Below are 22590 nucleotides of genomic sequence, written 5' to 3' on the forward strand. Positions count from 1 at the left end.
TAATGTTTTCAAAACATTCCATCTGGTGATTCATCGGGAGCTGTACCTTCGTTTGGCATTGCTGAAGGGCGTTGATCTCCTTTCTCTTCGAGTCTCCTTCTGGGTGGTTCGCGGAACTCCACGCTTTGTTTCTTTTCAGCAAATATGTGGTATTGTTCCGATGTAAGTATAGACTTGTACTTTTTGTCGTATTTCTCTTGTTTAGTCTTAATCTTCTCGTCTGTTTTACTTATTTTTTCTGTAAGTTTTAATCTTTCTTTATTTGCTATTCCGGGATTCTCTGATCTCATTTTTAGCTCTTGTTTCTCTTGCATCAATTTGAAGATATCCTTCCGTTCATCCGAAATCGTTTTACTCAATTTCTCTCGTTGTTCAAGGGTTAGGTTCGGAATGTCAGGTATACCCATAATAAAAAAACTCTCGTCGCGAGAATTACCTTGATGCATAGGGGCATGGCCTTCCCCTCGTCCTTTGCCTCCTTCGGGAGGTCTTCCTCCTCCCATACCTCCCATAGAGCCTTGTGCAGCAAGGCTATCGCATACTATAGCAAGAGATATTAGTAGTAAAATTTTCTTCATTTTATCTTTCTTTTTACTCAAAAGTATATTTGTGTATTTCGCTACACAATGGTAATCGATGAATAAGTCTGTTTTATCGACAAATAGATCATATTTAGGTTTGATCTGTTGGCTAGTCGAGACATTGGTGTACCGTAACTAAAACGAAACGTTTTCTTGAATTAAACTTATTGAGGGTGTAGTTCTCTTGTAACAAAAATGTAAGTGATTTGCAATGTAAAATATCAAATAAATATATGTTTAAAATTGACTATTCAGTGAAAAAGAAGAACCGCAACTTACTAAAATCAATGTTGCTTGTATTTGCTTTATTATCAATAACTACACTTTCTGCTCAGACCATTCTGACCGGAAGTATTGTAGATGCAAAAACAAAAGAATCTCTACCGGGAGTTACCATTTCTGTTAAGAACACAACAATAGGTGCTATTTCTGATGAAGATGGAAAATATGAATTGAAGCTTAGTCCGGGGAAATATACCCTCGTAACTTCTTACATCTCATATCAACCATTAGAAATTACAGATGTAGAAATCAAGAAAGGAGAGCCCACTGTAGTAGATATTCCCATGATAGAAGCATCGCATACATTAGGCGAAGTATATGTTGTAGCCTTGGGACGTATAAATTCTGAAGTGTCTTTACTCAGCTCTATACGAAAATCGAACGCAGTAGTCAGTGGAGTATCCTCACAGCAAATTGCAAAAAGTCAGGATCGCGATGCATCGGAGGTGATAAGACGTATTCCTGGCATATCGATTATAGATGATAAGTTTGTTGTTGCCAGAGGGCTTTCTCAACGATATAACAATGTATGGGTAAATAATAGTGCTATACCTAGCTCGGAAGCAGATAGCCGATCTTTCTCATTCGATATATTGCCAAGCTCACAGATAGAAAATATTATGATTGTAAAATCTCCGCAACCAGAGTTGCCGGCTGACTTTTCGGGAGGTTTTATTAAAGTAGAGACAAAGGGGATTCCGAATGAAAATTCTATCCAGGTCAGTTACGGAGCCGGCATAAATACGCAAACTCAATTCAAAGACTTTAAATACAGTAACGGTAGTGCAACAGACTTTCTCGGATTTGATAATGGTATGAGAAGTCTTTCTAACGCATTTTCATCTGGACGTATAGATAATGATAATTCTCAGCAGGTAACAGATCTCACTCAAACCGGATTCAATAACGATTGGCTTGTTAAAAACAAGAAACCATTACCTGATCAACGTTTAGGTTTTGTTATCAACCGAAAATACGCCGGAGCGAACAACAGTATGTGGGGACTTATAGCTGCTCTGAATTATAGCAATACAAGTAAGACTTTTACCGATATGGAAAACTCTCGATATGGAGTCTACGATTCGGACAATGATAAACCATACTTTACATTTAAATATAAAGACAATCAGTACAACAATGATGCAAGGGTAGGGGCTTTGGCTAATCTGATATACATGCCTAACGATAAACACCATTTCGAGTTTAGAAATATTTTGAACCAAATAGGTAAAAACAGATATACTGAGCGCGAAGGATATCAGAATACAAGTGGCTTCTACGGGCAACGAAAAGCAGAATATATCTATAGCAGTCGTCTTGCTTATTCTGCCCAATTTGCAGGGAAGCACACCTTGACGGAGAAAGACAAATTAGATTGGGTATTAGGTTTTTCTTACAGTAATAGAAATCAGCCTGACAGACGTATTATCAACTGGGAGCAAAATGGTTATCCGGGTGATGCACACTATATGGAATATCAAATCGATCAAAATGATATAACACGCGACTATAACAAACTAAACGAATATAATTATTCCTTTTCTGCCAATTATACACATGATTTTTCTTTTGAGAATGGATTTAAACCGTCTATAAAAGCAGGTGTATATGGAGAATATAGAGATCGGAATTATAATACACGCTATTTTAAATATCGCTGGATACCTGAGAATCTGGATGAAGACTTTGGATATAAAGATGTTTATACTCAAATGCTGATTCCCCAAAACTATGGAGCAACCAAGCTGTATGTTTATGATGATACCGATCGATTAAATGATTATTCGGGAACAAATACGCAGGCTGCAAGCTATATCGGCTTCAATATTCCACTGAATAAATTGAATATTTATACCGGAGTTCGTTTAGAACACAATAAAATGTCATTGAAGAGCTATACAACAATATCGGGAGATAAGTCAAAAACATCAGATTATAACTATACAGATATATTTCCTTCTTTGAATGCTTCTTACAATTTATCTAACGATCATTTAGTAAGATTAGCTTATGGGCGATCTACAAACAGACAGGAATTTAGAGAAATATCATCTTCGTCATATTATGATTTTGATTTGTTCAGTTTTGTTTCGGGTAATCCTGACTTAAAGCCTGCATATGTCAATAATTTTGATTTAAGATATGAGTTTTATCCTTCCAATTCAGAAATTTTCTCGGTAGCTCTATTTTACAAAAACTTTACGAATCCGATAGAATGGACTTATCTCGACGGAGGTGGAACATATATCTATACTTTCAAAAATGCGGATAAGGCTAACAACTATGGTATTGAAGTAGATATAAAGAAAAGTTTAGACTTTATAGGGCTTAATAACTTCTCTTTGACCTTCAACGGGTCTCTGATAAAAAGCGAGGTAAAGTTTAAAGAAAGAAGTAGTGCCAACTACGACCGTCCTATGCAAGGTCAATCTCCTTATCTGGTAAATACAGGTATATTCTATCAGAACGAAAAATTGGGAATTAATGCGACGGCGCTCTATAATATAATTGGGAAACGGATAGTTGGTATTGGCCGTGTATCTACTACTTCTGGTGGCTCTGTAAACAATGATATTCCTGATATGTACGAGATGCCAAGAAGCGTAGTAGACTTTATTATAACTAAAAAATTCGGGAAGCATTTTGAACTGAATGCAGCAGTAAAAGATATACTTGCTGCAAAAGTAAAGTACGCTCAATTTCCTAAGTTCATAGATGCTGATGGTAATACACAAGAAAGAGAACAAATCACAAAAGAATTTAAGACCGGACAAAATATATCATTAACAGCTAGATACTCTTTTTAGAAAACAAATTATAAATCAGAAAGTAATACATTTTAATAATATGAATATGAAGACATTAAATTTATTTGGAAAATTATTTTTAGTTGCATCTATCGCTATTCTATCAGCATGTTCTGATAATGGCAATGATGATCCAATTGTAGATCCGTCTAAAGAACAGATCCTATTTAACAATGGTACTGAAATAGGTAATGGTGAGCAGGAATTTAGCATAAAAGAGAGCCATACACTTGCAAAAGGTACTTATGTATTGAAAGGTTGGGTATATATCGAAGATGGTGCTACACTGACTATCGAGCCGGGTACTATTATCAAAGGTGATAAAAATACAAAAGCAGCAATTATAGCAAAAAGAGGCGGAAAGCTAATCGCCAAAGGAACAGCTTCTGCACCTATCGTATTTACTTCTAATCAGGCGGCAGGAAGCCGTAAGCCGGGAGACTGGGGAGGTATTATACTTTGCGGTAGAGCAAAAAATAATATCGATATCGTAGATGGAATGCAAATAGAAGGTGGAGTAAATGCTAAACATGGTGGTAATGACGATAATGACAACTCTGGTGTAGTCAGCTATGTGAGAATTGAATATGCCGGATTTCCTTTTGCAACAGACCAGGAAATTAATGGTTTGACAATGGGATCTGTAGGTCGTGGCACACAAATAGATCACGTACAAGTATCTTATTCTAATGATGACTCTTTTGAATGGTTTGGCGGGACTGTAAATGCTAAATACCTTGTAGCATATCACGGATGGGACGATGATTTTGATACAGATAATGGGTATTCCGGTAACCTTCAATTCCTTTTAGGTGTTAGAAACCCTCAAATAGCAGACCAATCTTTATCTAATGGTTTCGAATCAGACAACAACGCGAATGGTACAACCGACGAACCATATACAAAAGCTGTATTTAGTAATGTGACTCTAATAGGGCCAATCGGACAAGCTACAGATTTTGCTAATACAACTCAATACATTACAGGTAATGGACTAAATCCTAATAATGGATCAAGACTAGGTGTATTCCAAGCTGCAATACAAATTCGTCGCAACTCTCGTTTGAATCTTTTCAACTCTGTTGCTACAGGCTATCCGGTAGGTTTAATATTAGACAATCAGAAAGGAACAACTCAAAAATGGGCTGAAGACGGCACACTTAAACTACAGAACAATGTTTTTGCAGGAATGAACGTTCTTGGTGCTGATATTAACAAGCAATCGCCTACATGGACAGACCAATTGTCAACCAATGGAACATCTATAACAGACGAAACAAAAGCATCATTCTCAAGTACATTCTTTAAACTAACAGCAAACAATAATAAGGTTCTGACTAGTATTTCAGACCTGAAATTCAAACAACCAAACAGTAAAGCAAGTAATCCGAACTACGGTCCTGTTTCAGGTAGCCCTGTACTTGGATTGGCTTCTTTCTCAAATGCTTCGTTGTCAGATTCATTCTTCACAAAAGTAACCTATTCAGGTGCTTTTGCCAGTGACTCTAGCAATGATAATTGGTTGCAAGGATGGACAAACTTTGATCCTCAAAACACTACTTACTAATAATAACAGAAATTTTCAAAATGAGAAAAGGCCGGATGTGAAAAACATTCGGCTTTTTTATGCTTAATATTGGGGGATATCAATAAGCATATAAGTGCATAAAATAGAAGAGAATGCAGCGTATATTCTCCTCTCTTAGCATGATTCTGGAATTGCATTGTTTTAACAAAGAGAAATTATATCACGGTAAGATTAACCCTTAAATTGATACTTTAATCATATCTTTGTGTCTTTAAATCCATAATTTTTAACCATAAAAAGGAGATTATGTCCACATACACAGAAGATAACCGCAAGGTCACTACTCGTCGCCTGATAGAAATGAAACAGCGTGGCGAAAAAATTTCAATGCTTACAGCGTACGATTTTTCAATGGCATCTATTATCGATCAGGCAGGAATGGATGTTATCTTGGTTGGTGACTCCGCCTCTAATGTAATGGTTGGTAATGTTACTACTCTTCCGATGACATTGGAGCAAATGATTTATCATGGGCGTTCTGTCATGAATGCAGTTAAACGATCATTGGTTGTCGTTGATATGCCATTCGGTACAGTGTCAGGTAACCCATTAAAGTCTCTGGAATATGCTATCCGCATGATGAAAGAAACCGGAGCCGATGCTATTAAGGTAGAAGGTGGCGAAGAAGTTATCTCGGATATCAAGAAGATAATCGATGCCGGTATTCCAGTAATGGGGCACTTAGGGCTTATGCCACAATCTATAAATAAATATGGAACTTATAATGTGAGAGCAAAAGACCAGTCGGAAGCAGATAAACTACTAAAGGATGCTCTTAAACTTCAGGAAGTAGGTTGTTTTGGTGTCGTATTAGAGAAAATTCCTGCTGAACTGACAAAAGAAGTTACATCAAAACTATCAATTCCTACTATAGGTATAGGGGCGGGGCCTCATGCCGACGGACAAGTTTTGGTAGTGCATGATATGCTTGGAATAAATAAAAATTTCTCGCCTAAATTCTTACGTCGTTATGCAGATTTACATTCTGTAATGACAGAAGCTGTTCAGAATTATATCAAGGATGTAAAGACTTCTGATTTTCCGAATGAGAACGAAAGTTATTAGAGCTTGATCTCTGTTGCAAAGTATAGCTGATCTATTAAATATTATAATATTTATAAAAGGAGTTGAGAATAAATGAAGGTTTGTATTGCAGAAAAACCAAGTGTTGCAAGAGAAATAGCAAGTATTTTAGGCGCGAATGCTCGTAAAGACGGCTATTTTGAGGGCAATGGCTATCAGGTAACATGGACCTTCGGGCATTTCTGTACGCTCAAAGAACCTCACGAATATACCCAGGAATGGAAAAAATGGTCTCTATTCGTATTGCCGATGATTCCACCTCGTTTTGGTATAAAGGTTATTGATAATGATGGTGTTAAGAAGCAGTTTTCAGTTATTGAAACCTTGATTTCTCAAGCAGCTGAGGTTATAAACTGTGGAGATGCCGGACAGGAAGGAGAACTAATTCAACGTTGGGTATTGCAAAAAGCTCAATGTAAAGTTCCTGTAAAACGTCTGTGGATATCATCATTAACCGAAGATTCTATACGCGAAGGGTTTAATAATCTTAAAGAAGAGCAGGTCTTCGATAAACTTTATGAAGCCGGATTGTCCAGGGCAATAGGCGATTGGCTGTTAGGTATGAATGCCACCCGATTATATACTGTAAAGTATGGGCAAAATAGATCTGTATTGTCTATCGGACGAGTGCAAACACCTACATTGGCACTAATTGTCAACCGTCAGCTCGAGATTGAGAACTTTAAACCTGAGCCTTACTGGGAGCTAAAAACAGTTTATAGAGAAACGACATTTTCTGCAACTAAAGGACGGTTTCTGGAAAAAGAAGAAGGTGAGAAGTTTCTTGAAGAAATAAAGCAAGTTGATTTTGAAGTAACGGATGTATCAGTAAAGAAAGGCGAGGAGGCACCTCCACGCTTGTTTGACCTTACTGCTCTACAGGTGGAATGCAATAAAAAGTATGCATTCTCGGCAGAAGATACATTAAAGACGATACAGTCGTTGTATGAAAAGAAACTGGTGACATATCCTCGTGTTGATACTACATTCCTTAGTGATGATATTTATCCTAAAATTCCTGCCATCCTTCGTGGAATAAGTGGCTATGAAGAGCTTGTGAAACCTTTATTGGCAGCAGCAAAGATTCCAAAGTCAAAAAAGGTTTTTGATAATAGTAAAGTTACCGACCACCACGCTATTATACCTACAGGTGTAAGGGCGAATGCGATAGCAGGTAACGAACAAAAGGTTTATGATCTTATAACAAGGCGTTTTATTTCAGCTTTTTATCCAAATTGTAAAATAGCAACAACGACTGTTCTGGGTGAAGTAAATAAAATAGAATTTAAGGTAACGGGCAAACTAATTCTGGAACCCGGCTGGCGAGTAGTATTTGAAAAGCAAGCGGAAAGTCAGGATGAAAAAGAAGAGGATGCTGATGATAACATACTACCTGCTTTTGAAAAAGGAGAATCGGGGCCTCATATTCCTGCCTTGAACGAAAAATGGACTCAGCCACCTAAATATTATACCGAAGCAACTTTGTTACGTGCCATGGAAACCGCAGGGAAGCTTGTAGATGATGACGAGTTGCGTGATGCCTTAAAAGAGAATGGTATAGGTCGTCCTTCTACACGGGCCGCAATAATAGAAACTCTGTTTAAACGGAATTATATCCGTAAGGAGCGAAAGAATCTTTATGCTACTCAAACAGGGGTTGAGCTTATTGGTACAATCAAAGAAGAGCTGCTAAAATCAGCCGAACTAACGGGAATCTGGGAAAAAAAGTTGCGCCAAATAGAACGAAACGAGTACGATCCTCGTCAGTTCATTGACGAGCTCAAGCAAATGCTAATAGAGATTGTAGCCAATGTGAAAAATGATTGGGGAACGACTATTACAATACAAGAAGCCGTAAAAGAAGAGGCAAAATCAACAAAGAAACCGACTAAGGAAAAGAAGGCTAGAGATAAAAAAACGACACCAAAGCCTAACAAAGAAAAGAAAACCGAATCTAAAAATAGCGAGCCTCTATCTTGTCCGTTATGCAAAGTCGGTAAAATATTGAAAGGGAAAACGGCTTACGGATGTTCTGAGTGGAAACAGGGCTGTACCTTCCGTTTGACCTTTGATGAAGTTGGTGATAGTTTGACTGATGATGAACTAAAAGCAATATTTGAAACGAAATATAAATCTTAGCTATTTTTGTGAAAGTCACATATAAAAAGAAAGAGCTATCATTCAATGATAGCTCTTATTTTTACCTTAAGTTTTAATTACTTTTTCTTATCTGTAGCAGCTTTGTCTTTGCAACAAGCTTTTTTCTCTCCGTCTTTTGTACAAGCTTTTTTGTCGGCAGCAGCTTTGTCTTTACAGCATGCTTTCTTTTCTCCGTCTTTAGTACATTCTGTTTTAGATTTAGGACAATCTTTTTTAGGTGCTTTGTCTTGAGCCATTACACTTGTTGATGCAATTAAGGCTAAACACATAATTGCCGACATGATCATTTTTTTCATACTTTGTACCCTATTAAGTGAATATTAATATTTTCGTTTGGATACAAATATAGTAGCAAATCAAATAGAATTTAATTAACTAAAGTTAAATTTGATAATCAAATACAGTAACTATTCCTAATTAATATTCAAATCGGCCAAATTCACTATCAATAAGCAGTTCTGTCTTCTCCGACTTCTCAACATATCCAACGATCTGAGCATCGATGCCGAAAGATTTTGATATATCAATTACTGCCTCTGCATATTCCGAAGGTAAGTATATTTCCATACGATGCCCCATATTGAATACTTTGTACATTTCTTTCCAGTCGGTTCCCGATTGTTCCTGTATCAGTTTAAATAAAGGTGGCACAGGGAACAAGTTGTTCTTTGTTATCTTCACTTTATCTACAAAGTGGAGAACCTTTGTTTGTGCTCCTCCCGAACAGTGTACCATACCGTGTATTACCGGGCGTAATTTATCTAGTATCTGTTTTATAACAGGAGCATAAGTACGAGTAGGAGATAGAACCAGCTTACCGGCATCAATTCCTAGCCCTTCGATGATATCCGTTAACTTCATATTGCCTGAATAAACCAGATTGCTAGGAATAGACGAATCATAACTTTCCGGATACTTCGTTGCCAAATAGTTCGCAAACACATCATGGCGGGCAGATGTTAATCCGTTGCTACCCATACCGCCATTATACTCTTTTTCGTATGTGGCTTGTCCGTATGAGGATAGGCCGACAATCACATCACCATCCTGTATATTGTCATTAGATATTACATCCAATTTTTTCATGCGGCAGGTAACCGTACTGTCTACTATTATTGTACGTACAAGGTCGCCTACATCGGCAGTTTCTCCACCGGTAGGATATATATTTACTCCTAGTGACGATAATTCTTCACAAAGATCATTTGTTCCCTGTATAATGGCAGAGATCACTTCGCCCGGAATCAGCATTTTATTACGTCCTATAGTAGACGACAATAAAATATTATCGGTAGCACCTACACACAGCAGGTCGTCTATATTCATTATCAGTGCATCCTGTGCAATACCTTTCCAAACCGACAAGTCGCCGGTTTCTTTCCAATACATATACGCTAACGAAGATTTTGTTCCTGCTCCGTCGGCATGCATAATATTGCAATATTCGGCATCGCCACCTAATATATCGGGGATTATTTTACAAAAAGCCTTAGGGAATATTCCTTTATCGATGTTTTTTATAGCATTATGTACATCTTCTTTCGATGCTGAAACGCCACGCTGGTTGTATCGTTGGTCACTCATTATTATATGAATATATTTAAGCTGCAAAGTTAATAAAATAGAGGTAATATTGAAATAAGAAATACAGTTCTAATTTCTGCAATTATACAATACTATATATAACTCTCTTCTAGGGGAGAATTGTGTGAAAAAATGAGAAGAAATTAAGCGCATACTTACATGTAAATTTTATCTTTGTTGGAATAGAAGTCATCTTGGCTTTTTAGTTTTCTTTATAATCTTTATTGCTACTAAAATATCTTTCAATTTATTATAATATGTCATTTTCACAGTCATTGTTGCGCAGTAGAGGGAATGGTATCGCATCTGTTTCTTTCTCCGAACTTCTTTTTGACCTTATCTATGTATTTGCCGTCACCCAGATATCTCATTATCTCCTGCATCATCTTACATGGCTTGGATTTTTACAAAGTGCAGTAATCTGGTTTGCCATGTGGATGGCTTGGCAGCATACTACATGGATGACTAATTGGTTTGATCCTAATACACGAAAAATCCGTATTTTTCTGTTTATCTTAATGTTGATAGGGCTTATCATTGCTGCGGCGATACCAGATGCATTCGGAGATAGAGGGCTCATATTTGCCTTGTGTTATGTTGTTACTCAAATCGGACGTTCGGGTATTATCCTTTTCATGCTTGGTAAGAAGCATCATCTGACAAAGAACTATACTCGTATATTGATATGGTTTTTTATCTCAGCCGTATTCTGGATCGTAGGAGCTTTGGAAGAAGATTTCATTCGATTGATATTATGGACTATCGCTGTTCTGTCAGACTATATAGCTCCTATGCATGGTTTTTATCTTCCCATTCTCGGTCGTTCCGATTCGAGCAAAGAATGGACAATTGAAGGACACCATCTGACTGAAAGATGTCAGCTTTTTGTAATTATTGCTTTTGGAGAAACCATATTGATGACAGGTGCATCGTTGAGCGAATTAGAAGTTTGGACACTACCTGTTGTGGCAGCAGCCCTTTTGTCTGCTGTCAGCAGTCTGGCTATGTGGTGGGTCTATTTTGATACGAGCAGCGAAGTAGGTGCTGAGAAAATCCAGAAAGTGGACGATCCCGGAATGTTAGGGCTGAAATATCATGCTGTGCATGTGGTACTGGTAGGTGCACTGATAATGAGTGCTGTTGGAGATGAACTGACTGTCAATCATCCTCTTGGCTATATTTCTTTAGCTGCAATCTTTGTAATCATAGTGGGGCCAGTCATTTATCTTGTGAGCAATATTGCCTATAAATGGCTTACTTGCCATATTATCGCAAAATCGCATATTGTGGGCATAATAGCTTTATTGCTGATAATTCCGTTTTCTCCATACCTGAATCTGTTAATAATTAATGCCTTGTCTGTGTTCGTATTTGTGGCAATCAGTATTTATGAAATGATGAATCCAAATGTTGAATGACAAAAATTGAGAACAAGAGTGCTAGAAATATGTTTTATAAATAAGAAACAAAACTTATAGTAGAAATGAAATATGGAAACAAAGGAATATGAATTGATAAATAATACAGATGAAAGCCAGTATGAATTTCATGTAGGAAAATACATTCCCAAAATAAAATATATGAAATCGGTCAACAATGAGATTTATCTGACACATACCGAAGTACCTTCCGAACTTGGAGGTCAGGGTATAGGCAGTCAGTTGGTAGAAAAAGTATTGCAGGATATTGAGATGCAAAAACTTCAATTAGTACCATTATGTCCTTTTGTTGCGGGATATATACAAAAACATCCAGACTGGAGGCGTATTCTTATGAAGGGGATAAATGTATAACGTAACACATCTTTACAAAAAGAATCAATTAAAAAATATTTCATAAAATGGAAAAAGTAATAGAATACACAAACGGGGAAGTGACCGTAATATGGAAACCTGAAATATGCAAGCATGCGGGTATTTGTGTTAAAATGCTTCCAAATGTTTATCATCCTAAAGAAAGGCCATGGGTAAAACCTGAAAATGCTACCACTGAGGAACTAATAGAACAGATAGATATGTGTCTGTCCAAAGCTCTTACCTATCGGATGAATAAGACTTAATATACTCTTTTACTTTATCCTTAAACTTTTTATATATAAATACTTTATCAAATACAGACTTATATTCAACCTTATTTATATAGTCAAATCGTAAAGCGGAAGATTCTGTACAAAAAATTGGTAGTGAAAACAAGCTAATTCTAATCAAAATAATTTCTATATTTAGAAGTCAAGAAGACTTTATAATAAAAAAGACTTTAATGCAAGAAGAAATATTTCCTCTAGTAGATGAACAAGGTATTGTGGTTGGACAAGCATCACGTAGTGTCTGTCATGATGGATCAAAGTTGTTACATCCTGTAATTCATCTCCACATCTTTAACTCTAAAGGTGAATTGTATTTACAAAAACGTTCTGCTACAAAAGATGTACAGCCCAACAGGTGGGACTCTTCCGTAGCGGGGCATATAGATTTAAACGAGACACCCGAAAAGGCAGCATTGCGCGAGGCTTCCGAAGAGTTAAATATATCGGATATTATACCTCGCTATATAACCAAATATATAATAGAGACAGATCGGGAGCGTGAATTAAGCTATTGTTATTATGCTATATACAATGGTGACTTTACACTAAATACGGAAGAGCTTGCCGACGGACGTTTTTGGACGATCGATGAGATACAAAATGAGTTGGGTAAAGATGTATTTACCCTAAATTTTGAATCCGACTTCAGATTATTCCTGCACAAAGGCTCTCAAAATATAGCTCAACAGTAGTCCTATATTTAGTTGATATATTCGATGACTTGTTTTAGATCTGAAAAATCTGAAATTATAAAATCGGCTTTACCTTGAAGTTCATTTTCGGGAATTGTAGTGGAAACACCTACAACACGCATTCCGGCATCTTTGCCTGATCGTATTCCATGAAAAGAATCTTCGAATACAACGCATTCTGAGGAAGATACATTCAGGTCTTCCGCAGCTAATAGATAGCATGCCGGATTAGGTTTACCTTTGGTTATGCGTGCCGCTGTAACTTCGGTATCGAATGTTTTGGATAAATTTAATATATCCAAAGCACGTTTCATTTTGAAATCCTGCGAACTGGTTACCAATCCTATTTTATAGTTATTGTTTTTCAGATACTCAATAAACTCCATCACACCGTCTACCAAAGGAAAGTCCATTTGCAATTCGAATTCACCTAATTCTTTCTCTACGGTTTTTACTTCTTCTTTGGGTAAGTGGCTAAAATATTTTTTCAGTATGTCCGGACTAGTGGTTCCTTTTACTTTCAAAGCAAAATTTTCGATACCTAGATTATATTTTTCACCTAAAGCATCAATGTATATATCATATTGAGGCTCGGTGTTAGCTATCACTCCATCAAAGTCGAACAGTACGGTTGTTATTTTTGTCATATTTCAATATTATTTCTTCTTTTCCGCTGCAAAGGTAAGGTTTTAAATTGTTATTAACAATTAGCGTTTGATTTGTAAATAGTTACTATATTTTTCTGTTTAAAATATCTATTATAAAGTACTGTTGCGATTGCAATATAAATTCATTAATCGCTTGTCACTTGTAAAAAGCATAGCAGAAAAGTGACAATAATAATTATATAAAAAAGTGTCACCTTTGTCACCTTTTTATACGTAATTGTTTGGATTATATTGTGTTGTGATATATTCCGGATTGTCACTTTTTGTACCATTATATAAAGAATGTTATAAAAGTTGGAATTAAGGTGCAATTAATACTTATTTGCTAAAGAATCGGTGTTGTAAAAAAGCCTCTTTATTTATTTTATTTATATTTTTGTATATTTGATTGTTTAAGATGAGAAGAATATTCCTGATAGGATATATGGGTGCTGGAAAAACAACAGCAGGGAGAGAGCTTGCAAAAGAGCTTAATCTAGAATTCGTTGATTTAGACCACTTCATACAGGCTCGCTATCAAAAAACAGTAGGACAGATTTTTTCAGATGTTGGAGAAGGCGAATTTCGTAATATTGAAAAGAGCATTCTGAAAGAAGTAGGTGAGTTCGAAGATGTAGTGATATCTACAGGTGGAGGCACACCTTGCTTTTTTGATAATATAGAGTATATGAATCAAGTAGGTACAACCATTTATTTGAAAGCATCGGCTGATGTGCTGGCTTCGCGATTGAATGATTGTAAAGATAAACGTCCTTTGATAAAGGATAAAAATGAAGAGGAACTACTTCGGTTTGTAACAGATACTCTAGAAAAGAGAGAGCCTTTTTATTCCAAAGCGAAAATTATATATGAAACTGAGGTGTTGGTCACTCGTGAAGATGTAAATGAGTATGTTCGGAAATTAATAAAATTATTATGAACTTAAGTCTGATTCGTTTTTTAGCAGGTATTACTTTGTTATCCTGTATTATTTCACTCTCTGCCCAAGAAAAGCAATATAGTTTCAATAAAGATAAATCGAAGTTGACTCTCATTGTTGAAAAAGAAAATACAAAATTATTAGTAGTAAAAAACAATGTAAAAAGAAGAGGCCTTCCACTCAAAGAGGCCAAAATTTATACATTAGATATAGCTTCCGACACAGTTGGTACATGGTCGGTATTGCCTACAAAAGAAAATGTTTGGAAGTTGTCTTTCGATATTCCCAATGCCAAAGGGTTTTATATAGGATTCGATGATTTTTATTTACCCGAAGGGGCTCAATTATATGTATATGAAAAAAGCAATGTGAAAAATGCTATTGTATACAAACATGAAGATAACCCCCAAGGTGGAGCTTACTCTCTCGAGAATCTGAAAGGAGATAATGTTGTACTTGAATATGTAGCACCACAAAATATAGGAACTCCACGATTGCATATATCCGATGTAGGGTATAAATATGTTGATGAACAAGGCGATCCGATCAGTGGCTTTAATACCGCCTCTAATTCTTGTATGGTAAATATAAATTGTGCAGAAGGCGGCTTTTGGAAGAATCAGAAAAAAGGAGTGTTGCAATTGCGTGTCAAAAGAGGAGGTAGTACTTATCTTTGCTCGGGTACGTTAATTAATAACACGAGTGAAGATAAAACCCCCTATGTGTTAACAGCATATCATTGTTTTGAATACTTATCGTCGTCAATAATATCTAATACTGAATTCTTTTTTGATTACGAGACTCCCGAATGTGAAACAGAAAACAGACCCAACTATAAATATCATAAAGGAGCAAAACCATTGGTACTTAATTCAATCGATGATGGTTCTGACGGCGCCTTACTTAGGTTGTCGGAGTCAATTCCCGATAACTGGGATGTCTATTACAACGGATGGGATAGAACAAATGATGGCGCGAGTGTAACAGGTGGAGCGGTAATTCATCACCCTCTGGGAGATGTTAAAAAAATAACTCTATTTAATAAACCTCTTACTTCGAGTAAATGGGATCCGGATTCTGAAGACGAACCAGATGGTACTCAATGGAGTGTGACTTATTATAAAGGCGCTACAGAGGGTGGTTCTTCGGGAGCTCCTCTCTTTAATCAAAATGGTTATGTGGTGGGTACATTATCAGGAGGAGAAAGTAATTGTTCAAATCAGGGGTTAGCTGATTCTTTTGGTAAATTTTGGTTTCATTGGGATCAGTACTATGATGCAGATCAGCATATGTCTAAATATTTGGATCCCAATAATACAGGAGCTACTAAATTGAAGGGTTTGAGTTCGCTTGGAACTGATGAGCCAAATCCTGATCAACAACCAGAATTCCTCGTATATTTTAAAGATGATGTCTTGCGCATATATGCTAAAGATATATTAAAGAAAGTAAGTATTGCAGACTTAAACGGACGAATATTGTATACTAAAACCACAGGTTTTGATTCTTCTATATTTGAAGAAACGTTATCTGGATGGCGTCCGGGAGTATATATTGTCTCTGTGGATGTTTCGGGAAGATCTACGAAGTCGATAAAAGTAATGAAGTAAAAGAAGAAAGACTCAATAATAAAATGGCTAAAACCAAAACAGTATATGTTTGTAACAACTGTGGAAATGATTCTCCTAAATGGCTAGGGAAGTGTCCTGTATGTGGAGAGTGGAATACTTATGTAGAAGAGATTGTTAGTAAAGATAGCTCATCGAGAGGGAATTCCAACTTATTTGAAACATCTAAGGCGAAGCCGTTATTATTGAAAGAAGTAGAAACGGGAGAAGAACCTCGTATAGACTTGCACGATGGAGAATTGAACCGTGTGCTTGGAGGAGGACTGGTTCCCGGTTCGTTGGTGCTGATTGGGGGTGAACCCGGTATCGGAAAGTCGACACTCGTTTTACAAACAGTCTTAGGACTGAAAAAAATAAAAACACTATATGTTTCGGGAGAAGAGAGCGCCAGGCAATTGAAATTGCGTGCCGATCGTATAAACTCCAATAGTGAGAACTGTTTTATCGTATGCGAGACAAATCTCGAACAGATATTCGTTCATATACAAAATCTAAAACCGGACTTTGTTATTATAGACTCTATACAGACAATCTTCACAGAAACCGTAGAATCGTCTCCGGGTAGCGTATCGCAAGTCCGCGAATGTTCTGCTTCAATCCTTAAGTTTGCAAAAGAGACAGGAACCCCTGTGGTTCTTATCGGGCATATAAATAAAGAAGGAAGTATTGCCGGACCAAAAGTACTAGAGCATATTGTAGATACAGTACTGCAATTCGAAGGAGATCAGCATTATATGTATCGTATTTTGCGAAGTATAAAAAACCGCTTTGGGAGTACTGCCGAACTAGGTATTTACGAAATGAGGCAAAATGGGCTTCGTGAAGTTAGTAATCCCTCCGAATTGCTATTAACTCAGAATCACGAAGGGCTGAGCGGTGTTTCTATTGCCGCAGCTATAGAAGGAATACGTCCGTTTCTTATCGAAACTCAGGCTTTGGTAAGTACTGCTGCTTATGGGACTCCTCAACGTTCGGCTACAGGTTTTGATCTGCGACGGATGAATATGTTACTTGCGGTATTAGAGAAAAGGGCAGGATTTAAGCTGATACAAAAAGATGTATTTCTTAATATCGCAGGAGGGCTTAGAGTGAATGATCCTGCTATGGATTTGTCAGTAATTAGCGCTGTATTGTCCTCAAGCTTGGATATCTCCATAGAGAAGCATGTTTGTATGACTGGCGAAGTGGGCTTGTCGGGTGAAATACGTCCCGTAAATCGTATTGAACAAAGAATATTGGAAGCAGAGAAGCTGGGCTTTTCTAAGATACTTGTTCCTCAAAATAACCTGAAAGGATTTACCTCGAAAGTAAACATTGAGATCGTGCAAGTAAGAAAAGTAGAAGAAGCTTTTAGGCAACTATTTGGATGAAAATATAACGATATTAGAATCGTATCAAAAAGAAGTATTGACGACATTATCTTTTTTGCTTACTACGTTATTGGGAGGTTTGATAAGTATGTCATTTTCCGTTGTATTACAACTGATAAAGAAAAAGATAGAAGAATAGTTTATAATGAATTACGAAGAAACACTAGAATATTTATATAATCAATTACCTGTTTATCAAAAAGTAGGAGGTACAGCCTATAAAGAAGGATTGGACAACAGTCTGTCTCTTGATAAATATTTTTCACACCCTCATATCCGATATAAGACGATTCATATTGCAGGAACAAACGGAAAAGGATCTACGTCTCACCTTTTGGCTGCAACATTGCAACAGTCTGGTTACAAGGTTGGATTATATACTTCTCCCCATCTAGTTGACTTTAGAGAGCGTATTCGTGTAAATGGAGAGAAGATATCGAAGCAATATGTTTTGGATTTTGTAACAAAACACAGAGAGGCTTATGAGCCTATACAGCCTTCTTTCTTTGAGCTGACGATGATGATGGCTTTTCAGTATTTTGCCGATACAAATGTTGATGTTGCAATAATAGAAGTCGGACTAGGAGGAAGACTGGATAGTACTAATATTATAACACCGGTGTTGAGTATAATTACCAATATTAGCTTCGATCATATGCAATTTTTGGGCAATACACTAGAGAAAATTGCGGCTGAAAAAGCAGGTATAATCAAGAAATATATTCCTGTTATTATTGGAGAGGCAGAAGGTGATGTCCGTAAGGTGTTTGAAGATACTGCAGAGAGGGTAGGAGCACCTATCGTTTTTGCAGAAGATGAAAAACTTATACACTCAAGCTTGCGTACTGCCAGTGGGTGGTTGTATGATACAAAATACTATCAGCAGCTCAAAGGTGAACTTTCGGGCTATGCCCAGATAAAAAATACGGCGACAGTACTATGTGCTATACGTGAACTTCAAAAACAGGGCTATGTAATACCATCCAAGGCTGTATATAATAGTTTTGCCTATGTGAATGAATATACCGGACTAATGGGACGCTGGCAAATACTACAAGACTATAATCCCAAAATTGTATGTGATACAGGGCATAATGAAGCCGGAATGAAATATATATCAGAACAGCTTGTAAACGAGCGTTATGATACATTGCATATTATTCTGGGTATGGTAAATGACAAAGATATCTCATCTGTATTATCCTTACTCCCTAAAAAGGCTATTTATTACTTTACTAAAGCATCTGTACCTCGATCGATGAACGAACGAACCTTGCAAGAATTAGCTGTCAAAAAAGGGCTTACAGGCTATTCATATCCTACAGTGAAAGAAGCTATTCGTGCAGCAAAAGATTGGGCTATACCAAGTGATTTTATATTTATAGGAGGAAGCAACTTCGTTGTAGCTGATGCACTTATCGAATTCGGCTATGAATAGAAGCAATACAGGGTATTAATTCTTTTGCTCTTTCTTTACTTTACTATGTTGCGGCTTTAGTGCATTAAGTATTGCACTATCATATTCATACACATCATCAGCATAGTATAGCATATCGTCGTCAGGATACATATAGACTGTGTAATAATCTATGAATAAAGAAATCTTGTCTTTAGGATTAAGAATATCCGGTAGCTTTTTTAATTTGTTTTCTTGTGCGAGCTTCTTTCCTGCCTTTGATATAGGTTGTTTATCTATACTATAAAATAATCGATCTTTGTATATGTCGTCTGATGTTGTCGACATACAAAAGAAAGCCAGATCGAAAGGTTTTTGTACTCTGACACATCCATGGCTTACGGCTCTGTTTTTTCTTCCGAATGCCGCTTTAGATGGGGTGTCGTGTAGATATACTGAAAATGCGTTGTTGAACATGAATTTTACTAAGCCAAGAGCATTACTTTCTCCGGGACTTTGACGAATTGTATATGAAAACTTAGAAGGGTCAACTTCTTTCCAGTTGATAGTCGTAATATCTACTTCTTTGCCGTTCCTATACAGTTTCATGTTGTGACGCTTAATGTATGTAGGATCTTTTTTTTGTAATACTGCTACTTCTTTCTGTGCTATACTTGTTGGAATATTCCATATCGGATTCAGATTCAAGTAGCTGATATCACTTTGTAATAAAGGTGTTTTATTAGTAGCAGTGCCAACACAAACTTTCATGATCAGAGGAAGGCTGTCTTGCTCCGTGGCCATAAGATATGCCGATGCAACATTTACTTCGATATGCTTGTTATGCTTTGCTTTTGTCATTTTCCAACGATAACGCTCCATATTAGCTTGTAGCTTATCCAAATAGTAATCCAGTGGCCTGTTTAGCGCATCTATAGTCAGCTTGCCTACTTCTTTTTCTTCCGGGTATGAGTTCTTTTTTCGGAATACATTTATTGCCTCGAGCAGATTTTCATCCAAGATCATATCTGAAGAATCATCTCCGATAGAGTCGCCTTCTTCCATAATATATTCTCCTGTTAGGGCTAATCTTCTGGCAATTTCAGATATATGTTTATTTTTATCTCCCAACTTATAGGTTTCTGTACTTGTTATCTTTTTAAATCCTTGTTCTTTGTTATCTTTCAGATTTTGGTATTCTTTTTGAAGTCTCAGATAGATCGGGTCTGTAGGCACAGAATTAATGATACTAGAGATCGGATCTTCTTTCAACCCCTTATATATCTCTTGATAGAAAGCAGAGTCGGCGGTTAATACTGATATATCATAATCTTTTTTGTACAATTTTTTAGGGTTGACAAAACCGTATTTCATCCCTTTGATGTATTTTACAGCAGTCAGAGTAGAAGTCAGTTCCAGATCAACCATCTTTTTATACAGATCGTCAAGGTTATACAATCCTGCGTCTATAGAATCTGTAAGAGCTTCTATTCTACTCGCAGAGAAATATTCTGACAATAAACCATGTTTATCACTTTCTTTCAGAACAGAAACAAAGTCCTTTATTCTCGCTACGTCTAATGTATCATGTGACCAAACAGGATGATATACATCTTCGGTATAAAATGGCAGTAATAGGGAATCTTTTAGAATAAGCTCATGTATAGTCTCTTTTATCAGCTGAGGATTATAGTCGGGATATAGTCGTGCAAATTTAGACTTAGCTACCTGTTTATTTGTTGATTCGCTAAGCTTTGTAGTTTCCTTTTCTTTACAGTCCGTGAAGCTAAAAATTAAGAATGCTAAGACTAAAGAAATGGATAATGTTTTTTTCATAAAAGTAAAGTTGATCAAGTACAAGTGTTTTTATAAAGACAAAATTATACAAAAAGTTATGATAGTACAAACGTGTTAAGGTACCTGATGTTATTATAGTTATTTCAGAAAAATAGCATCAGCAACAATTGTGTGAAAACGATTCGAGCAAACATTGATACCGGATACACTGTAGCATAAGCAACGGCAGGCTCATCGCCGTCGATAGTAGAATTGACATAGCTTAAAGCCATTGGATTAGCCATACTACCACATAGCATTCCTACATTCCGGGCAAAATTGATATTATATAATTTCATAGCTATCAATGCAACAATAAGTACCGGTACAACTGTAAGTATAAAGCCAAAACCAATCCATATCAATCCTTCGGTTTGGAATACTGTTTCGAAAAAGTGTTCTCCTGCTCCAATACCCAGACAAGCCAGATATACTGTTAAACCAAACTGGCGCATCAGTAAATTGGCACTTTGCGTTGTATAAGTAGTAATATGAAATCGAGGGCCAAATGATCCCATCAAAATTCCTACAATAATAGGACCGCCAGCAATCCCTAATCTGATCGGAAAATCCATTCCCGGAAAAGGTATCGGTAACGCTCCTAGTATAAGACCTAGCGCGATTCCAAGGAATATTGCTATCAGATTTGGTGTATTAAGTCGCTTCTCCTCATCACCAAGTATTTTAGCAACATTGTCTATCGATGCTTTTTCTCCGACTACAGTAAGCTTATCTCCAATTTGTAGCATAAGATCCGATGATGCTAATAGGTCTATACCTGCACGGTTAATACGTGTTATGTTTATTCCATAATTATTGCGCAGTTTCAGGCTTCCGAGTTTCTCACCGTTTATTTTGCTATTGGTGATAATGATTCTTCGTGATACTAATTGGCTATTGTCTATGTGGTTCCAGTCTATATCTTCTTTATTCCAGTCAACGTTTTCTTGTTCTCCAAATAGAACTTTGATATGTTCTACGTCGCTTTTTTTAGATATAATAAGCAAGTGGTCATTATGTCTGAGAATACTCGCAGAAGTAGGAATAGTAACTATACCATCGTGCCAGATACGTGAAATAACGAAATGCTTAGCCGTTAATTTCATTATATCAACTATCGATTTTCCTTCTATAGCCGGATTAGTTATATGAAATTCACCTACGTGCATTTCATTTTCTTTCTTTTCTGATAGCTTCGCAAATTCATCGTTTGGCACAAAGCACTTTCTAAGAAATATTATAGCCAGAATAACTCCCACTACCCCTAATGGGTAGGCAATGGCTGTAGCCAAGGCCATGTCGGCTATTACCCTTTGATTTCCGCTAATTTGTTGTAATGCCTGCTGAGCCGCACCAAGAGCCGGTGTATTTGTCGTAGCACCGCATAATATTCCTACCATATTAGGAAGGGATATGTCACTTGCATAGCTGAATATAACGGTGAGGATTAGTCCTAGAAATACAACTCCCAAGGCAAGCATATTCATACGCAATCCTCCAGCCCTTAAAGATGAAAAGAATCCCGGACCTACTTGCAATCCCAATGCATATACAAAAAGGATAAGTCCAAAATTTTGAGCAAAGTTGAGCATATCTTTGTTCAGGTCGAAATTGAAGTGACCAATAACGATACCAACAAAGAAGACAAATGTAATACCAAGAGAGATATTGAGGAGTTTTAGTTTTCCTAGTTGTAGTCCAACAGCAGAAACTATAGATATAATTATAATTGATAGAACCGATGGGGATTCTATTATGGTTTTCATAAACCAATCCATACAATTTACTACTTAGAAATGGACTGCAAAGGTAAAACATTTAATGTGAAAGAGCCAATATCCGCATGTGAAAAATAAAAAGAGAGAGAAGAATATAAATTTTCCATCTCTCGTTATTCAATTACAGAAGCT

Annotated in this window: 18 protein-coding genes; 12 read left to right on the forward strand and 6 right to left on the reverse strand. The window is 36.7% G+C overall.

Features of this window, described 5'->3' with window-relative positions; all coding sequences use genetic code 11:
* Positions 1-8: 8 nt before the first annotated feature.
* Positions 9-578, reverse strand: coding sequence for a hypothetical protein (locus tag QOX35_RS15195; RefSeq protein ID WP_283687656.1), 570 nt, complete (start codon positions 576-578; stop codon positions 9-11).
* A gap of 236 nt (positions 579-814) precedes the next feature.
* Here QOX35_RS15195 and QOX35_RS15200 point away from each other — a divergent pair, with 236 nt between their 5' ends.
* The 4 genes from QOX35_RS15200 to QOX35_RS15215 all read left to right on the forward strand — a co-directional run bounded on the left by QOX35_RS15200 (position 815) and on the right by QOX35_RS15215 (position 8480).
* The gene (locus QOX35_RS15200) at positions 815-3670 is read left to right on the forward strand and encodes a TonB-dependent receptor (protein WP_283687657.1); all 2856 of its coding nucleotides are present in this window, start codon (positions 815-817) and stop codon (positions 3668-3670) included.
* Between the two features lie 46 nt (positions 3671-3716).
* Positions 3717-5237: a beta-helix domain-containing protein gene (locus QOX35_RS15205; RefSeq protein WP_283687658.1), complete on the forward strand. Its 1521-nt coding sequence runs from the start codon at positions 3717-3719 to the stop codon at positions 5235-5237.
* A gap of 267 nt (positions 5238-5504) precedes the next feature.
* Positions 5505-6323, forward strand: coding sequence for a 3-methyl-2-oxobutanoate hydroxymethyltransferase (gene panB, locus QOX35_RS15210; RefSeq protein WP_135104417.1), 819 nt, complete (start codon positions 5505-5507; stop codon positions 6321-6323).
* A gap of 72 nt (positions 6324-6395) precedes the next feature.
* The gene (locus tag QOX35_RS15215; RefSeq protein WP_283687660.1) at positions 6396-8480 is read left to right on the forward strand and encodes a DNA topoisomerase 3; all 2085 of its coding nucleotides are present in this window, start codon (positions 6396-6398) and stop codon (positions 8478-8480) included.
* A 77-nt stretch (positions 8481-8557) separates the two neighbouring features.
* Here QOX35_RS15215 and QOX35_RS15220 read toward each other — a convergent pair whose 3' ends face one another.
* A complete protein-coding gene (locus tag QOX35_RS15220) occupies positions 8558-8797 on the reverse strand; it encodes a hypothetical protein (protein ID WP_135104419.1) in 240 nt (79 codons plus the stop codon).
* Between the two features lie 121 nt (positions 8798-8918).
* Positions 8919-10085, reverse strand: a complete 1167-nt coding sequence (locus QOX35_RS15225) for an AIR synthase related protein (RefSeq protein WP_283687661.1) — start codon at positions 10083-10085, stop codon at positions 8919-8921.
* Positions 10086-10342: 257 nt separating this feature from the next.
* Here QOX35_RS15225 and QOX35_RS15230 point away from each other — a divergent pair, with 257 nt between their 5' ends.
* From QOX35_RS15230 to QOX35_RS15245, 4 genes are all read left to right on the forward strand, one after another.
* A complete protein-coding gene (locus QOX35_RS15230; protein ID WP_283687662.1) occupies positions 10343-11503 on the forward strand; it encodes a low temperature requirement protein A in 1161 nt (386 codons plus the stop codon).
* Between the two features lie 72 nt (positions 11504-11575).
* Positions 11576-11878, forward strand: a complete 303-nt coding sequence (locus tag QOX35_RS15235; protein WP_283687663.1) for a GNAT family N-acetyltransferase — start codon at positions 11576-11578, stop codon at positions 11876-11878.
* A gap of 47 nt (positions 11879-11925) precedes the next feature.
* Positions 11926-12144: a (4Fe-4S)-binding protein gene (locus tag QOX35_RS15240; protein ID WP_283687664.1), complete on the forward strand. Its 219-nt coding sequence runs from the start codon at positions 11926-11928 to the stop codon at positions 12142-12144.
* 200 nt (positions 12145-12344) lie between these two features.
* Positions 12345-12863, forward strand: coding sequence for an NUDIX hydrolase (locus QOX35_RS15245; RefSeq protein ID WP_283687665.1), 519 nt, complete (start codon positions 12345-12347; stop codon positions 12861-12863).
* Between the two features lie 8 nt (positions 12864-12871).
* On the opposite strand, the gene QOX35_RS15250 is transcribed toward QOX35_RS15245, so the two are convergent.
* Positions 12872-13510 (reverse strand): HAD family hydrolase, encoded by a 639-nt coding sequence (locus QOX35_RS15250; protein WP_283687666.1) that lies wholly within the window; start codon positions 13508-13510, stop codon positions 12872-12874.
* Between the two features lie 418 nt (positions 13511-13928).
* On the opposite strand from QOX35_RS15250, the gene QOX35_RS15255 reads away from it, so the two are divergent.
* The 4 genes from QOX35_RS15255 to QOX35_RS15270 all read left to right on the forward strand — a co-directional run bounded on the left by QOX35_RS15255 (position 13929) and on the right by QOX35_RS15270 (position 18886).
* Positions 13929-14450 (forward strand): shikimate kinase, encoded by a 522-nt coding sequence (locus tag QOX35_RS15255; RefSeq protein WP_283687667.1) that lies wholly within the window; start codon positions 13929-13931, stop codon positions 14448-14450.
* The gene (locus QOX35_RS15260) at positions 14447-16060 is read left to right on the forward strand and encodes a trypsin-like serine protease (protein WP_283687668.1); all 1614 of its coding nucleotides are present in this window, start codon (positions 14447-14449) and stop codon (positions 16058-16060) included. The genes QOX35_RS15255 and QOX35_RS15260 overlap by 4 nt, the downstream gene beginning before the upstream one ends.
* A 23-nt stretch (positions 16061-16083) precedes the next feature.
* Positions 16084-17448 carry a DNA repair protein RadA gene (gene radA / locus QOX35_RS15265; RefSeq protein WP_283687669.1) on the forward strand — a complete coding sequence of 455 codons (1365 nt, stop codon included), beginning with the start codon at positions 16084-16086 and terminating at the stop codon, positions 17446-17448.
* A 145-nt stretch (positions 17449-17593) separates the two neighbouring features.
* The gene (locus QOX35_RS15270; protein WP_135104429.1) at positions 17594-18886 is read left to right on the forward strand and encodes a bifunctional folylpolyglutamate synthase/dihydrofolate synthase; all 1293 of its coding nucleotides are present in this window, start codon (positions 17594-17596) and stop codon (positions 18884-18886) included.
* Positions 18887-18901: 15 nt separating this feature from the next.
* On the opposite strand, the gene QOX35_RS15275 is transcribed toward QOX35_RS15270, so the two are convergent.
* Both QOX35_RS15275 and QOX35_RS15280 read right to left on the reverse strand, forming a co-directional pair.
* On the reverse strand, positions 18902-20680 hold the full coding sequence (locus QOX35_RS15275; RefSeq protein ID WP_135104430.1) for a L,D-transpeptidase family protein: 1779 nt from the start codon (positions 20678-20680) through the stop codon (positions 18902-18904).
* Between the two features lie 104 nt (positions 20681-20784).
* Positions 20785-22458, reverse strand: coding sequence for a putative transporter (locus QOX35_RS15280; RefSeq protein WP_283687670.1), 1674 nt, complete (start codon positions 22456-22458; stop codon positions 20785-20787).
* Positions 22459-22590: the final 132 nt, after the last annotated feature.

Source organism: Dysgonomonas sp. Marseille-Q5470, assembly GCF_951230145.1.
GTDB lineage: Bacteria > Bacteroidota > Bacteroidia > Bacteroidales > Dysgonomonadaceae > Dysgonomonas.

Coding starts and splice junctions, on each gene's coding strand:
- QOX35_RS15270 (WP_135104429.1), top strand. CDS start 17,594: ATGAATTACGAAGAAACACTAGAATATTTATATAATCAATTACCTGTT.
- QOX35_RS15205 (WP_283687658.1), top strand. CDS start 3,717: ATGAAGACATTAAATTTATTTGGAAAATTATTTTTAGTTGCATCTATC.
- QOX35_RS15230 (WP_283687662.1), top strand. CDS start 10,343: ATGTCATTTTCACAGTCATTGTTGCGCAGTAGAGGGAATGGTATCGCA.
- QOX35_RS15255 (WP_283687667.1), top strand. CDS start 13,929: ATGAGAAGAATATTCCTGATAGGATATATGGGTGCTGGAAAAACAACA.
- QOX35_RS15225 (WP_283687661.1), bottom strand. CDS start 10,085: ATGAGTGACCAACGATACAACCAGCGTGGCGTTTCAGCATCGAAAGAA.
- radA (WP_283687669.1), top strand. CDS start 16,084: ATGGCTAAAACCAAAACAGTATATGTTTGTAACAACTGTGGAAATGAT.
- QOX35_RS15245 (WP_283687665.1), top strand. CDS start 12,345: ATGCAAGAAGAAATATTTCCTCTAGTAGATGAACAAGGTATTGTGGTT.
- QOX35_RS15240 (WP_283687664.1), top strand. CDS start 11,926: ATGGAAAAAGTAATAGAATACACAAACGGGGAAGTGACCGTAATATGG.
- panB (WP_135104417.1), top strand. CDS start 5,505: ATGTCCACATACACAGAAGATAACCGCAAGGTCACTACTCGTCGCCTG.
- QOX35_RS15200 (WP_283687657.1), top strand. CDS start 815: ATGTTTAAAATTGACTATTCAGTGAAAAAGAAGAACCGCAACTTACTA.
- QOX35_RS15220 (WP_135104419.1), bottom strand. CDS start 8,797: ATGAAAAAAATGATCATGTCGGCAATTATGTGTTTAGCCTTAATTGCA.
- QOX35_RS15280 (WP_283687670.1), bottom strand. CDS start 22,458: ATGGATTGGTTTATGAAAACCATAATAGAATCCCCATCGGTTCTATCA.
- QOX35_RS15275 (WP_135104430.1), bottom strand. CDS start 20,680: ATGAAAAAAACATTATCCATTTCTTTAGTCTTAGCATTCTTAATTTTT.
- QOX35_RS15235 (WP_283687663.1), top strand. CDS start 11,576: ATGGAAACAAAGGAATATGAATTGATAAATAATACAGATGAAAGCCAG.
- QOX35_RS15215 (WP_283687660.1), top strand. CDS start 6,396: ATGAAGGTTTGTATTGCAGAAAAACCAAGTGTTGCAAGAGAAATAGCA.
- QOX35_RS15260 (WP_283687668.1), top strand. CDS start 14,447: ATGAACTTAAGTCTGATTCGTTTTTTAGCAGGTATTACTTTGTTATCC.
- QOX35_RS15195 (WP_283687656.1), bottom strand. CDS start 578: ATGAAGAAAATTTTACTACTAATATCTCTTGCTATAGTATGCGATAGC.
- QOX35_RS15250 (WP_283687666.1), bottom strand. CDS start 13,510: ATGACAAAAATAACAACCGTACTGTTCGACTTTGATGGAGTGATAGCT.